This is a genomic window from Novosphingobium sp. (assembly GCF_030696665.1).
Lineage (GTDB): Bacteria > Pseudomonadota > Alphaproteobacteria > Sphingomonadales > Sphingomonadaceae > Novosphingobium.
The window spans coordinates 45,390-59,062 of sequence record NZ_JAUYRV010000052.1 but is presented as its reverse complement, the minus strand read 5'-3'; the positions used below and the strand labels follow the sequence as shown (position 1 = coordinate 59,062).

The 13,673-nt window shown below is 63.7% G+C and carries 13 protein-coding genes; 5 read left to right on the top strand and 8 right to left on the bottom strand.

The genetic code is table 11. From position 1 onward, the window contains the following. The first annotated feature begins 70 nt into the window (after nt 1-70). Entirely contained in the window at nt 71-2,005 is a 1,935-nt protein-coding gene (gene ftsH / locus Q8R81_RS16635) for an ATP-dependent zinc metalloprotease FtsH (RefSeq protein ID WP_305619640.1), read from the top strand. 147 nt (nt 2,006-2,152) lie between these two features. On the opposite strand, the gene Q8R81_RS16630 is transcribed toward ftsH, so the two are convergent. Continuing rightward, nucleotides 2,153-3,196 (bottom strand): DUF3667 domain-containing protein, encoded by a 1,044-nt coding sequence (locus Q8R81_RS16630; RefSeq protein ID WP_305619639.1) that lies wholly within the window; start codon nt 3,194-3,196, stop codon nt 2,153-2,155. A gap of 95 nt (nt 3,197-3,291) precedes the next feature. Between Q8R81_RS16630 and Q8R81_RS16625 the strand changes: the two genes are divergently transcribed. The 4 genes from Q8R81_RS16625 to Q8R81_RS16610 are packed head-to-tail and all read left to right on the top strand — an operon-like array spanning nt 3,292 to nt 6,742. Further along, nucleotides 3,292-4,881, top strand: coding sequence for a M23 family metallopeptidase (locus Q8R81_RS16625; protein WP_305619638.1), 1,590 nt, complete (start codon nt 3,292-3,294; stop codon nt 4,879-4,881). A gap of 37 nt (nt 4,882-4,918) precedes the next feature. Further along, entirely contained in the window at nt 4,919-5,911 is a 993-nt protein-coding gene (hemB, locus tag Q8R81_RS16620) for a porphobilinogen synthase (protein WP_305619637.1), read from the top strand. Further along, nucleotides 5,908-6,477: a gamma carbonic anhydrase family protein gene (locus Q8R81_RS16615; protein ID WP_305619636.1), complete on the top strand. Its 570-nt coding sequence runs from the start codon at nt 5,908-5,910 to the stop codon at nt 6,475-6,477. Before hemB ends, Q8R81_RS16615 begins: the two co-directional genes overlap by 4 nt. Then, the gene (locus Q8R81_RS16610; protein ID WP_305619635.1) at nt 6,458-6,742 is read left to right on the top strand and encodes a DUF167 family protein; all 285 of its coding nucleotides are present in this window, start codon (nt 6,458-6,460) and stop codon (nt 6,740-6,742) included. Before Q8R81_RS16615 ends, Q8R81_RS16610 begins: the two co-directional genes overlap by 20 nt. Here the strand turns inward: Q8R81_RS16610 and Q8R81_RS16605 are convergent. The 7 genes from Q8R81_RS16605 to Q8R81_RS16575 form a co-directional block, all read right to left on the bottom strand. Continuing rightward, a complete protein-coding gene (locus tag Q8R81_RS16605) occupies nt 6,723-7,376 on the bottom strand; it encodes a YoaK family protein (protein ID WP_305619634.1) in 654 nt (217 codons plus the stop codon). The two genes, Q8R81_RS16610 and Q8R81_RS16605, sit on opposite strands and share 20 nt — an antisense overlap. 21 nt (nt 7,377-7,397) lie before the next feature. Next, nucleotides 7,398-7,793, bottom strand: a complete 396-nt coding sequence (locus Q8R81_RS16600) for a group II truncated hemoglobin (protein ID WP_305619633.1) — start codon at nt 7,791-7,793, stop codon at nt 7,398-7,400. Nucleotides 7,794-7,863: 70 nt separating this feature from the next. Then, on the bottom strand, nt 7,864-8,052 hold the full coding sequence (locus Q8R81_RS16595; protein WP_305619632.1) for a hypothetical protein: 189 nt from the start codon (nt 8,050-8,052) through the stop codon (nt 7,864-7,866). Nucleotides 8,053-8,154: 102 nt separating this feature from the next. Beyond that, a complete protein-coding gene (locus Q8R81_RS16590) occupies nt 8,155-9,750 on the bottom strand; it encodes a cisplatin damage response ATP-dependent DNA ligase (protein WP_305619631.1) in 1,596 nt (531 codons plus the stop codon). Beyond that, on the bottom strand, nt 9,750-10,757 hold the full coding sequence (locus Q8R81_RS16585) for a ligase-associated DNA damage response exonuclease (protein ID WP_305619811.1): 1,008 nt from the start codon (nt 10,755-10,757) through the stop codon (nt 9,750-9,752). Before Q8R81_RS16585 ends, Q8R81_RS16590 begins: the two co-directional genes overlap by 1 nt. A 133-nt stretch (nt 10,758-10,890) precedes the next feature. Continuing rightward, nucleotides 10,891-13,254 carry an ATP-dependent Clp protease ATP-binding subunit ClpA gene (gene clpA / locus Q8R81_RS16580; RefSeq protein WP_305619630.1) on the bottom strand — a complete coding sequence of 788 codons (2,364 nt, stop codon included), beginning with the start codon at nt 13,252-13,254 and terminating at the stop codon, nt 10,891-10,893. Between the two features lie 168 nt (nt 13,255-13,422). Beyond that, nucleotides 13,423-13,641, bottom strand: coding sequence for a DUF1192 family protein (locus tag Q8R81_RS16575; RefSeq protein WP_305619629.1), 219 nt, complete (start codon nt 13,639-13,641; stop codon nt 13,423-13,425). Nucleotides 13,642-13,673 lie beyond the last annotated feature (32 nt).

Sequence of the window (13,673 nt, the reverse complement as noted above, 5' to 3'; positions counted from 1 at the left end):
TTGCGATTTACCCGGTCAGCCCTACATTGAACGGGACAGCGCCGCTTTGGCGAATGCGGAAAGACCTTCGATGAACGACGATCAACCTCAGGGTAACCCGTGGATCAAGAGCCTCCTTGTCTGGGGTGGCATCTTCCTTGCCCTCCTGCTCGTGGTCTCGATGTTCGGCTCGCGCGTCGATCAGAACACGACGACGATTCCCTATTCCGCTTTCCGCAGCCAGGTGGCCGAAGGCAGCGTCCGCTCGGTAGAGATCGCACCCGATCGCATTACCGGCACGCTCAAGAACGGTGGCCAGTTCACCACAGTCCCCGTCCCCGGAGATTCCGATTTGCCGCGCCTGTTGCAGGACAACAGCGTGCAGTATGCGGGCAAGGCGGCTGAACAGCCCAACATGCTGATGTGGATCATCGCCAATTCGCTTCCTTTCCTGCTGATCCTCGGCGTAGCGTTCTTCGCGCTGCGCCAGGTGCAGAAGGGCGGCGGTTCGGGCGCAATGGGCTTTGGCAAATCGAAGGCCAAGCTGCTGACCGAACGCTCGGGCAAGGTCACGTTCGATGACGTCGCCGGTATCGATGAAGCACGCGAAGAGCTGGAAGAAATCGTTGAATTCCTGCGTGATCCCTCGCGCTTTTCCAAACTCGGCGGCCAGATTCCCAAGGGTGCGCTGCTGGTCGGTTCGCCTGGCACCGGCAAGACGCTGCTGGCCCGCGCCATCGCTGGTGAAGCAGGCGTGCCGTTCTTCACCATCTCCGGTTCGGACTTCGTTGAAATGTTCGTCGGCGTGGGCGCAAGCCGCGTGCGTGACATGTTCGAACAGGCCAAGAAGAATGCGCCATGCATCGTCTTCATCGACGAAATCGACGCTGTCGGTCGCCATCGCGGCCACGGCCTCGGCAATTCGAATGATGAGCGCGAACAGACGCTGAACCAGCTTCTGGTGGAAATGGATGGCTTCGAAGCCAACGAAGGCATCATCATCATCGCGGCCACCAACCGCCCCGATGTGCTCGATCCCGCGCTGCTGCGTCCGGGCCGCTTTGACCGTCAGGTCGTGGTGCCGATCCCGGACATCGAAGGCCGTGAAAAGATCCTCTCGGTTCACATGAAGAAAGTGCCTTTGGCGCCAGACGTGAACCCGCGCACCATTGCACGCGGCACGCCGGGCTTTTCGGGCGCTGACCTTGCGAACCTCGTGAACGAAGCTGCCCTGCTGGCCGCGCGCCGCAACAAGCGCCTTGTCGCCATGCAGGAGTTTGAGGACGCCAAGGACAAGGTCATGATGGGCGCAGAGCGCCGCTCGATGGTCATGACCGACGATGAGAAGAAGATGACCGCCTATCACGAGGCGGGCCATGCCATCGTCTCGGTCAAGGAACCCGCGTCCGATCCGATCCACAAGGCCACGATCATCCCGCGCGGCCGCGCGCTGGGCATGGTCATGCGCCTGCCAGAACGCGACAGCTATTCCTACCACCGCGACAAGATGCACGCGAACCTCTCGGTCTCGATGGGCGGGCGTGTGGCTGAAGAGCTGATCTTCGGGCATGACAAGGTGTCGTCAGGCGCGTCGTCCGACATCCAGTACGCCACGTCGCTGGCGCGCTCGATGATCACCAAGTGGGGCATGTCTGAAAAGCTGGGGCCGCTGCAGTATGAAGACCAGCAGGAAGGCTATCTCGGCATGGGCGGCTCTGCGCGCCTGTTCGCTTCGGACGAGACCAACAAGCTGATCGACAGTGAAATCCGTGGCCTCGTCGATGGCGCTCACGCCCGCGCAACGGACATCCTCAAGACCAACGAAGACAAGCTGCATCTCCTCGCTCAGGCCCTGCTCGAATACGAGACGCTGACCGGCGACGAGATCAAGGATCTGCTCGAAAACGGCAAGCTGGACCGCCCGCAACCGCCCAGCGGCCCTGCACGACCAGTCACGGCGCAAGGGTCCGCTGTGCCCCGCGCAGGGAAGAAGTTTGGTGGCACGGCCAGCCCGCAACCGGCCTGATCTGCATTTGGGTTAAGCGAAGGGCGGGGGGCAACCTCCGCCCTTTGTCGTTCCCGTCACGTTTCGCCCCGCAGGCGGGAGGGCCGCGAGACTTACTGAACGAAGTGAAGTTGGTCGCAGCGGGGCGGGCAGTCTTGGCGCGAAACCTCAGCCCCCAGCCTCAACCAATATCAGTGTCGCAAACAGCATCAGCGCGGTGAACGCGAACATGCTCAAAAACCATGTCCGCCACCACGCACCGAACCACGAAAGCGCATATGTCCCGCGCAATTGCACCAGCATGTGCAGCGGCGGCAACAGGCCAAACACGCCTAGCCAAGGCGCATTAAGCGTTGCGGCCAGCATGGTGACCACTGCCAGCAAGGTCATGAAACACAAGGAATACGTGACGAATACGGTGTGGTCATAAAGCCCGAAGCGGCGGCTGAACGGGAACAGCAGCCACAGGAACGGCACCGAAATGGGGATCAGCGCCCAGCTCAATTTATAGCTGTAAGTCTGCACCTTGTAGAGCGCGAGGCTGGGATTATCGCGCCAGATCTTCACCGCCTCATAGATCAGCGGCGATGATTTCAGCCCTTCGATATCCGTGTTGTCATCGCCCAGATTGAAGTTGAGGTCGTTCGTGTCGAGCTTTTCCAGCCCCTCGATGCTGGCCTTGGCGTCGGCGATATCGCCTTCGATTTCAGCCTTCTCGCCCGGGTCTTTGGCTGTGGCCTTCCTCGCCTCAAGCGCTTTCAGATCCTCACGCTGCTGCTGTGCGATGGCATCCACCGTGGTCGAAGCTGTTGGCATGAAGCTGCTGCCCAGCGAATTGATCGTGGTGAACATCAGGAACACGCAGAACAGGAATAATGCGATGGGCGAGACATAGCTGGCGCGCCGCCCGTCGATATATTCGCGCGTCAGCTTCCCCGGTTGAAGCGCCAGCAACGGCAGCGTCCGCCAGATCTTGCCTTCGAAGTGGAACACGCCGTGCAGCAGATCGTGGAAGAATGCGCCCAGTGTGCGATGGACATGCGCCGCCTGTCCGCAGGCATGGCAGTGGCTGCCGACCAGCGCGGTGCCGCAGTTGAGGCAGGCCGATTCGTGGGTGTGGCCCCCTGCAACGTGGTCCCCCGCCGTCGGCTCCACTGCGCGCGCCGCAGCCAGCGCTTCGGCCATGCCGCCAAGTGTTTCGGTCCCGCTCAAGCTGATGCCCCCTGTTTCGGTGCAGCATAGCCGCGCCGTAATGGTCCTGCCACACCCTTGAGGTAGCGCGATTTCACCGAACATTAACCTTGAACGTGCAGTCCGGTGACGAAGTGGTTACAGGACGGGACGTGTTTACACCGCGTGATCAGATGATGGCGTTCGCTGGGACGAGCGCCGGGGTGAGTGGGGGGAGCGGCTTCGGCCTGCGCACCGCGCCGCCTCCTGCGCCGCAAACCGATGCAATCCTGAACAGCACCAAGATGCACCTAGGCGCACCTACACGCACCATAACTGCCGCAATTGAACGCTGGTGCGCCGCAAAAGACCTCGCACCCGACCTTGCCGAAGACATCGGCAGCGCGCGCTGGTTTCGCGGCTTTGGCACCATGCTCGCCCTTGGTGCGGCCGCCGTCCTGATGTGGCCAAACTTCGCCCCGCTTCAGGCCGCACCGCTCACCGCGCTCGACGAATCGTCCATCGATGAATTCCGCGTGCAGGGAATCCGCCCTCTGAGCCTCGGCGCAGACAATGGCCGCCGCATGACCGCCACCCAAGCCGTGATCCCGCTTGCCGCCGCGCCGGAGCGGCCGAGCATTGATCTTACCGCCACGCTGGGTGCGGGCGATGGTTTTCCGCGCATGCTGCAGCGCGCAGGGCTGGCCAGCAGCGATATCGTGCAAGTGCTTGATCTGGTTGGCGGACAAATCAAGCCGGGCACTATCCCGCCCGGCACCCGCTTCGCCATCCGCCTCGGAGCGCGCTCGTCGCCGTCGCAGCCGCGTCCGCTGGAGGAACTGACCTTCCGCCCCCGCTTCGACCTTGCGCTTCACGTGAAACGCAGCGGCGGTGGGTTGGCACTCGCCACCAACGCCATCGCGGTGGATACCGCACCGCTGCGCATTCGCGGAATCGTGGGGGGGAGCCTCTACCGCTCGGCCCGCGCCGCCGGTGCGCCGCCGTCTGCGGTGCAGGACTATCTACGCACGATCGACGAACACATGGCATTCGAGGAAATCGCACCGGGCGATGAATTCGACCTCGTCTTCGCCAACCGCCGCGCCGCCAGTGGTGAGCAGCAGGCGGGCGACCTGATCTATGCGGGAGTGGTCCGCGCGAACAAGCCGGTGCTGCAATTGCTGCGCTGGGGCAAGGACGACGCGTTCTATTCGCCGCAGGGCATGGCGGAGGGATCGCAGGAAACCACGGGCTTCCTTGGCGCCCCGGTCAATGGACGCATCACTTCAAACTTCGGCGCGCGCCGCCATCCGATCCTTGGTTATGTGCGGATGCATGCAGGCGTGGATTTTGGCGCAGGCTTTGGCGCGCCGATCTATGCCGCAACAGATGGCCGGGTGAGCATTGCCGGATGGCACGGCGGGCACGGCAATTACGTGCGGCTCGACCACGGCGGCGGTATCGGCACCGGATATGCGCACATGAGCCGCATCGCAGTGTCGTCAGGCATGAGCGTGCGGCGGGGGCAGGTGATCGGCTATGTCGGCTCCACCGGCCTCTCCACCGGCCCGCACCTGCATTACGAGATGTACCGCAATGGCCGCACGGTGAACCCGCTGTCGATGACATCGATCACGCAGCGCGCCACGGTGGACCCTGCGCAACTGGCCGCGTTCAAAGCGAAGCTGGCGCAAGTAACCGCGATCCGGGCGAACACGATACGGTGATTGCAGCCGCTAGGCCGGTTCGCTAGGCCTTGATCCCATGTCCAGCTATCCCCTGACTCGCCTGCGCCGCACCCGTGCCACTGCATGGAGCCGCGCCCTGCACCGCGAAGTGCTTGTCACGCCCGCCGATCTGATCTGGCCGTTGTTCGTGACCGAAGGGCAAGGCGTGGAGGATCCGATCGCGTCGCTTCCCGGCGTATCGCGCTGGTCGGTGGATGGGATCGTGGCGCGCGCAAAGGAAGCGGTCGCGCTGGGCATTCCCTGCCTCGCGCTATTCCCCAACACCCAGCCCGACCGCCGCAGCGAAAACGGTGAAGAAGCGCTCAACCCCGACAACCTGATGTGCCGCGCCATCCGCGCCATCAAGGACGCCTGCGGGGACGATATCGGCGTGCTGACCGATGTGGCGCTCGATCCCTACACCAGCCACGGGCAGGACGGGTTGATCGATAACGCGGGCTATGTCCTGAACGATGCGACGGTTGAAGTGCTGGTCGGTCAGAGCCTGAATCAGGCCGCAGCTGGCGCAGACGTGATCGCCCCCTCCGACATGATGGACGGCCGCATCGGCGCGATCCGCGAGGCGCTGGAGGATGCTGGCCACGCCAATGTTCAGATCATGTCCTATGCGGCGAAATATGCCTCGGCGTTCTATGGCCCGTTCCGCGATGCTGTGGGCTCCAGCGGCTTGCTGAAGGGCAACAAGAAGACCTACCAGATGGACCCCGGCAATGCCGAGGAAGCGCTGCGCGAGGTGGAGATGGACCTGACCGAAGGCGCGGACAGCGTGATGGTGAAGCCGGGGCTGCCCTATCTCGACATTGCAGTGCGCGTGAAGCAGGCCTTCGGCGTGCCCGTCTTCGCCTATCAGGTAAGCGGCGAATACGCGATGATCGAGGCGGCGGTGGCGGTGGGCGCGGCTGACCGTGACGCGATGGTGCTGGAAACCCTGCTGGCGTTCAAACGCGCGGGCTGTTCAGGTGTGCTGACCTATCACGCGGCCCATGCTGCGCGTTTGATGGGGGCATGAGCATGCGTCCCGACGTTTCGATCATCACCCTGAACGGCAAGACCCCACGCATTCACGAATCGGCCTTCATCGCGCCGGGGTGCCGGATCATCGGTGATGTGGAGATCGGGCCGGAAGTTTCGATCTGGTACAATTGCGTGCTGCGCGGCGATGTGAACCACATCCGCATCGGCGCGCGCAGCAATGTGCAGGATGGCAGCGTGATCCATGTCGACAGCCCCGCGCCGGGCAAGCCCGATGGCTTTCCCACGATCATCGGCGAAGATGTGCTGATCGGCCATCTGGCGATGGTGCATGGCTGTGTGATCGAGGATCGCGGTTTCGTGGGGCTTGGTGCCATCGTGATGAGCGGTGCGGTGATCGAGAGCGACGGGATGCTGGCGGCGGGCGCGATGCTGACCGGGGGCAAGCGCATCGGCGCGCGGCAACTGTGGGGAGGGCGCCCGGCAGCCTATATGCGCGACCTTACCGACGCGGCGCTGATCGATATGCAGCGCGGGGTGCAGCACTACGTCCACAATGGGCAGGCGCACAAGGCGGCGGTTCTTGGCACGACCGAAGGCTGATCTGCCCGCTGCCGCGGCGCTGTTGGCACTGGCCGATGGTGAGGGGCGGCTCGCAGTGCGCGTAACACCGGGCGCGCGTAGCGAGGGTGTGGAGATCGTCGATGGCCGGGTGCTGGTGAAAGTCCGCACCAAGCCCGAAGATGGCAAGGCCAGCGCGGCGGTGCTGGCATTGCTGGCGCAGGCGCTCGGGGTGGCCCCCTCGAAGGTCGAAATGTTGCGCGGCGCAACTTCTCGTGAAAAGCTGTTCAGGATTCCCCAAGACTGACATCAGACGGAAGTCTGAACGCGACGGCGACCATGCCGACGCAATAGGCGGCGGCCAGCCACAGGCAGCCCATCGGCAGACGGTCCTGAAGGAAAGCGCCCAACACCGCGCCTGCGAGCAATCCGCCCCACAGGCTCGCCCAGGAAGTCCACCCGCTGTTCGGCTGGCCAGTGAGGGCGTTGGCAAGGCCTTGGCCGAGTTTGACCAGCGCGCCCGTCATATAGGTGAGGCCGACGCTGACCTCCCCGCCGCGCTGAAAGGTGTTGTTGAGTGCGCCCATCGCCATCACCATGCCGCCCAGCATCAGCACGGGCAGGCCCAGCACACGTCCCGATGCCGCAGCCACCAGCATGAGCGCCACAAACGCCAGCACCACCGGCTTGCGCAAGGTGCCTGCCCAGCGCGACAGCAGCGCGCCTAAGGTCACGCCGCCCAGAAATCCTGCAATCAAAACGGCGGGCATGGCTGCACGCGCGGGATCTGTGCCGAGAGAGACGCCGAGCCGCGTGGAATTGCCCGACATGAACGAGACGAAATAACCGTCCGCCGAGAGAAACCCCACTGCGTCGATGAACCCGGCCATTGCGGCAAGTGCGATGGCGAACAGGCGGCGCGGGCGATCGTACTGGATCATGCACGCAGCCTAGTGCGCGTTTCAGTCCCGCGCCATGCCTTTGGCCATGCGCGCCAGAACGTCCGTCATGGCGTCGGCAATTTCGCGATCGTCAGGTGCCGCATCGGCAATCGCGCACGCCATGCAATCGGCCCATTGATCAGCGGTCTTGCGGGTTATCGGGAAGGGTTTGTGCATCGACATCATGCACTTGCCGGGGTTCGCCTCAAACCACTGGCGCGGGCCGCCGCACCAACCGGCAAGGAATCCCGGCAAGGATTCGCGCATAGGGGCAAGGTCTGCCGCGTGCATCGCGCGCAGGGCCTTGTAGGCCGGGTCGCTGTCCATCAGGTCATAGAAGCGGTCTGTTATGCGGCGCAGCACGTCGCTGCCGCCGATGCGGTCATAAGGGGCTGCTGCTTGCGCTTGCGTGGCCAAGGGTTTGCTCCGGCTGGGAATCGGGAGCCTTGGCTGTGCCGTGATTTGCGCCAAGCGACATTGACCGGCGTCAATCGCTGGTCGGAAGCGCCTTTGCCGCGAGACTTGCCGCCATGCCGCCAAACACTGCACCAAGCGCAAGGTTGGTGGCCACGGCATCCCATTGGCGATAGCGCGTCCATTCTTTGCCGGTGCGCAGTGAAACCCAAGCCAGTTTTCCCAAGGCCACAGCAGGCACGGCAAGCAGGATGCTGTGCATTATCGTTCTCTCCCCGTTGTTTACCGCACAACGGGGATTGTCAGCCGAGGTTCCGACCCGGCCCCCGCTCAGCATGAGCGGGGGTGAGTTGGCGTCAGCGCTTTAATCCGCAATCAACGCCTTCAGCGCATCGAGCCGGTCGGCCTCGTGCGCGGGCTTGTCGGTGCGAATGCGGCTGATGCGGGGGAAGCGCATGGCGACGCCCGATTTGTGGCGCTTGCTGGTATGGACCGAATCGAATGCGACTTCGAACACCAGCGACTTGTCGGTTTCGCGCACCGGGCCGAACTTGCCGACGGTGTGCTGCCGGACATGGCGGTCGAGGAATTTCAGCTCTTCATCGGTGAAGCCGAAATAGGCTTTGCCGACCGGTAGCAGCTCCGCGCCCGCATCGGGATCACCATTCCAGCAGCCGAAGGTGAAATCGGAATAGAAGGACGAGCGCTTTCCGCTGCCGCGCTGGGCATACATCAGCACGCAATCGATCAGCAGCGGATCGCGCTTCCATTTGTACCAAAGACCAGTGCGGCGGCCTGCGACATAGGGCGAATCGCGGCGTTTGAGCATGACACCCTCGATGGCCTCATCGCGCGCGCGGCTGCGGATTTCTGCCAGGTCGTCGAAGTCCTTGGCGGGGATGACCTGCGATATGTCGAAACGGGTGGCGTCAAGACGCGGGACGAGCGCTTCCAATCGTGGGCGGCGCTGCTCCCATGCCCATTCGCGCAAGTCTTCCTTGTCCTCGATCAGCAGGTCGTAAAGGCGGACGAAAGCGGGGGATTCGGCCAGCATCGCCTTCGACACGGTCTTGCGGCCAAGGCGCTGCTGCAGCGCGTTGAAGCTGGCCGCGCCGCCGGTTTCGCCGCCCTGATGCGCGCCGCGCACCAGCAACTCGCCGTCCAGAACGCAAGGGGTGGTGAGCGCGGCGGTGACTTCGGGGAAAGTGGCGGAAATGTCATCGCCGCTGCGGGAGTAGACGCGGGTTTCTCCTGCGACATGGACGATCTGCACGCGGATGCCGTCCCACTTCCACTCGGCGGCATATTCGCTGAGGTCCAGCGATTCGGCTTCGAGCGGGTGGGCGAGCATGAAGGGGCGGAATAGCGGGAGCAGATCGGTGCGGGGCGGGGGCGCGCCATTCGCCGCCCAATCGAACAGGGGGGTGTAAGGCGGGGACTGGCCGTGCCAGTACTCCTCCACATCCTCCACGCTGACGCTGAAGGCCTGCGCGAAGGCGACTTTGGCAAGCCTCGCGGAGATGCCGATGCGCATGGCACCGGTCGCAAGCTTCAGCAAAGCATAGCGACCGTTGACGTCAAGACGGTCAAGCAGGTCGGCCAGAATGGTGGGCGCAGTAGTGCGGGTGGTGGCGTGGAGGGTGGCGACGACTTCGGCCACAGTGGGGGCGGGGAAGCGCTGTCCGAGTGGTTCGGGCCACAGCAGGCTGGCGGTCTCGGCCGTATCGCCCACGTAATCGCGGCTCAATGTCCACAGCACCGGATCGACCCGCTCGGCCATCAGGCTGCGGATCAGGCTGGCCTTCACGGCAGGGAAGTCGAGGCCGTCGGTAAGCGCGGCGAGCGCCCAGCCCCGGTCGGGGTCGGGCGTCTCGCGCAGGTGATCCGCCAGCAGCGCCAGTTTGGCATTGCGCGATGGGGTGAGGACGAGCGCGTCGAGCAGGGCGGCGAAGCGCTCCATCAGTCGTCCTCGTCCTCATAGCCGACCAGCGCCAGCGCGCGGGCCTTGCGCTGGGTGAGTTCGCACCAGCGCAGCAGCGCTTCCTCGCGGCCGTGGGTGACCCAGGTCTCAGTGGGGTTCACTTGGGTGATAGTCTGGGTCAGTTCGTCCCAGTCGGCGTGGTCCGAGATGATCAGCGGCAGTTCGACGCCGCGCTGGCGGGCACGCTGGCGCACGCGCATCCAGCCCGACGCCATGGCGGTGACCGGATCGGGCAGGCGGCGGCTCCAGCGGTCGTTCAAGGCAGAGGGCGGGCAGATGACGATGCTGTTGGCCAGCGCGGCCTTGGGCACGCCGGCGACGGGTTGCAGGTCGCCCAGATCGACGCCGTGGTCTTCGTACAGACGGCACATGCGCTCCATCGCGCCGTGGAGCCAGATCGTGTCGGTAAAGCCCGCCGCGCGCAGTTCGGCAATCACCCGCTGTGCCTTGCCCAAGGCGTATGCGCCGACGAGGACGCAGCGGCCCTGCTCGTTCTGGCGCGCGGCGAGGAGTTTGGCCATTTCATCGGCAATCGGTGGATGGCGGAAGACGGGAAGGCCGAACGTCGCCTCGGTGACGAAGACGTCGCAGGGGGTGACCTGAAATGGTTGGCATGTGGGATCGGCGCGGCGCTTGTAATCGCCCGTCACGATCACCCGCTCGCCCGCGTGTTCGAGCAGAATCTGGGCTGAGCCGAGGACATGGCCTGCGGGGATGTAGGTGGCTTTCACGCCGCCTTTCAGCGTCACCGTTTCACCATAGGCCACGGGCGTCGAACCGGTTTCGACTACGCCATAGCGCAACGCCATGATCGCCAGCGTTTCGGGCGTGGCGACGGTCAGGCCGTGGCCGCCGCGCGCGTGATCGGCGTGGCCGTGGGTGACCAGCGCCGTATCCACCGCGCGCGCCGGGTCGATCCACGCGTCGGCGGGGACGACGTGGAGGCCGAAGGGTTCGGGTTTGAGCCAGGAGAAGGGTGAGGCCATCGTCATGAAATGGACGGTCCGGCCTTTGGGTTCCAGTGCCCTTCGTGCCGTGAAGCCTTCGCGGCGCAACTTTGGCGCAAGAAAAAGGCCCGCCCCGAGGGGCAGGCCTTGATCTTTGCCAGCAAGCCGAAGCTTATTCGGCTTCGTCGGCGCTTGGCTCTTCCGTGGCGGTGGAACCGGCCTTGCCCTTTTTCGCCTTCTTCTTGACCAGCTTCGGCGCCGCCGGAGTCAGCTCAAAGGAGAGCGCGTCTTCCTTGAGGCTGACGTGGACTTCGCCGCCATTGGCCAGTTTGCCGAACAGCAGTTCTTCGGCCAGCGGCTTCTTGACCTTCTCTTGAATCAGGCGGGCCATCGGCCTTGCGCCATAGAGCTTGTCATAGCCCTTCTTGGCCAGCCAGCTGCGTGCATCGGCATCGAACTGGATGTGGACGTTCTGATCGGCCAGTTGGAGTTCGAGCTGCAGGATGAACTTGTCGACCACGCGGCTGACAACTTCGGTCGGCAGGTAGCTGAACGGCACGATTGCATCGAGGCGGTTGCGGAATTCGGGGGTGAACATCTTCTTCACCGCTTCATCGCCCGCGTCGGCCTTCGACACGTCGCCAAAGCCGATGCCCTGACGCGCCATGTCCGATGCGCCCGCATTGGTGGTCATGATCAGGACCACGTTGCGGAAGTCCACCGTCTTGCCGTGGTGGTCGGTCAGGCGTCCGTTGTCCATCACCTGCAGCAGGATGTTGAACAGATCGGGGTGGGCCTTCTCGATCTCGTCGAGCAGCAGGACGCAGTGCGGCTGCTGATCGATCGCATCGGTAAGCAGACCGCCCTGATCGAAGCCGACGTAGCCCGGAGGCGCACCGATCAGGCGCGAAACCGAATGCCGCTCCATGTATTCGGACATGTCGAAGCGCTGCAGCGGGATGCCCATGATCTGGGCAAGGCTGCGGGCCACTTCGGTCTTGCCGACGCCGGTGGGGCCGCTGAACAGGAACGAGCCGATGGGCTTGTCCGCATCGCGCAGACCTGCGCGGCTGAGCTTCATGGCGCTGGACAGCACCTCGATGGCCTTGTCCTGACCGAACACCAGACGCTTCAGATCGCGGTCGAGATGCTCCAGCACCTTCTTGTCGTCGCTCGACACCGATTTGGGCGGGATGCGCGCCATCGTGGCGATGACCTGCTCGATCTCGCGCGCGGTGATGGTCTTCTTGCGCTTTGAAGGCGGCACCAGCATCTGCATCGCGCCCACTTCGTCGATCACGTCGATCGCCTTGTCGGGCAACTTGCGGTCATTGATGTAGCGAGCCGACAGTTCGACCGCGGTCTTGATCGCATCGGGCGTGTACTTGACCTTGTGATGGTCTTCGAATGCCGTGCGCAGCCCGCGCAGGATCTTGATGGTATCCTCGATGGTCGGCTCGTTCACATCGATCTTCTGGAACCGGCGCAGCAGGGCGCGGTCCTTTTCGAAGTGGTTGCGGAACTCCTTGTAGGTGGTCGATCCGATGCAACGGATCGTCCCGCCCGAAAGCGCAGGCTTCAGCAGGTTCGACGCATCCATCGCGCCGCCGCTGGTGGCACCGGCACCGATCACGGTGTGGATTTCATCGATGAACAGCACCGCGTGCGGCATCTTTTCCAGCTCGGAGACGACCTGCTTGAGGCGCTCTTCAAAGTCACCACGATAGCGGGTTCCGGCCAGCAGGCTGCCCATGTCGAGCGAATAGATCACTGCTTCGGCCAGCACTTCGGGCACGTCGCCTTCAACGATCTTGCGTGCAAGACCTTCGGCAATCGCCGTCTTGCCCACGCCGGGGTCGCCCACGTAAAGCGGGTTGTTCTTCGAACGGCGGCACAGGATCTGGATGGTGCGGTCCACTTCGGGGCCACGCCCGATCAGCGGATCGATCTTTCCGGTCAGCGCCTTCTCATTGAGATTGACGGTGAACTGGTCGAGCGCAGTTTCCTTCTTCTGGCTCTTCGAATCGGACTTTTCTTCCTGCTGCTTGGGTGCTTCTTCTTCAGCGCCTTTGGGGTTGCGGCCTTCCACCTGACGGCCACCCTTGCCGATGCCGTGGCTGATGAAGCTGACCGCGTCCAAACGGCTCATGTCCTGCTGCTGCAGGAAATAGACCGCATAGCTGTCGCGTTCTGAGAACAGTGCCACCAGCACGTTGGCCCCTGTCACGGTGTCCTTGCCCGAGGACTGCACGTGAAGGATGGCGCGCTGGATCACCCTCTGGAACCCGGCGGTGGGCTGGGGATCAGCCTTTTCCTGCGTTTTCAGCGACTGGTATTCCTGATCGAGGTACTGGCGCACCACATCACCCAGATCGCCAAGGTCCACGCCACAGGCCTGCATGACCTGCGCCGCGTCCGCATCATCGATGAGGGCCAGCAGGAGATGCTCAAGAGTCGCATACTCGTGGCTGCGCTCTGACGCATTTGCGAGCGCGGTGTGCAGCGTCTTCTCAAGGCTCTGGGCGAAACTGGGCATGTTGCGGCTACTTTCTGGCTGGCGCCAATGGGTTCCCTGAAAGGAAGAGTGCACACGCGTTATTAACCGAGGCTAAACCACGTGTGAGGGTGAAACCAGATGCCCCAAAGGCATCGGTATATCTTGCGATATGGGAACGCCCTTCGGCAAAAGGAAGGGCGGCCAATCTCATCTATCGCTGCCTGAAGGTGGCGGCTTGCCAAACAGCGCTTCGGCAGCGGCGCGGTGCGCGCTGGCCTTGTCGCGATGGGCGACAGTGCGCATGATCTCCAGTTCGAGCAGGCCGATACGTTCGTTCAGCTCGTCATGCGAATAGGGGTCGAGCGCTTCGGTTGCCAGTTGGCTGGCCAGATCCCCTTTCGGGCGAGGGCGCTCATCAAGGTCCATTGAGGGCCACTTTGTGCGCTGCAATGCCTTGC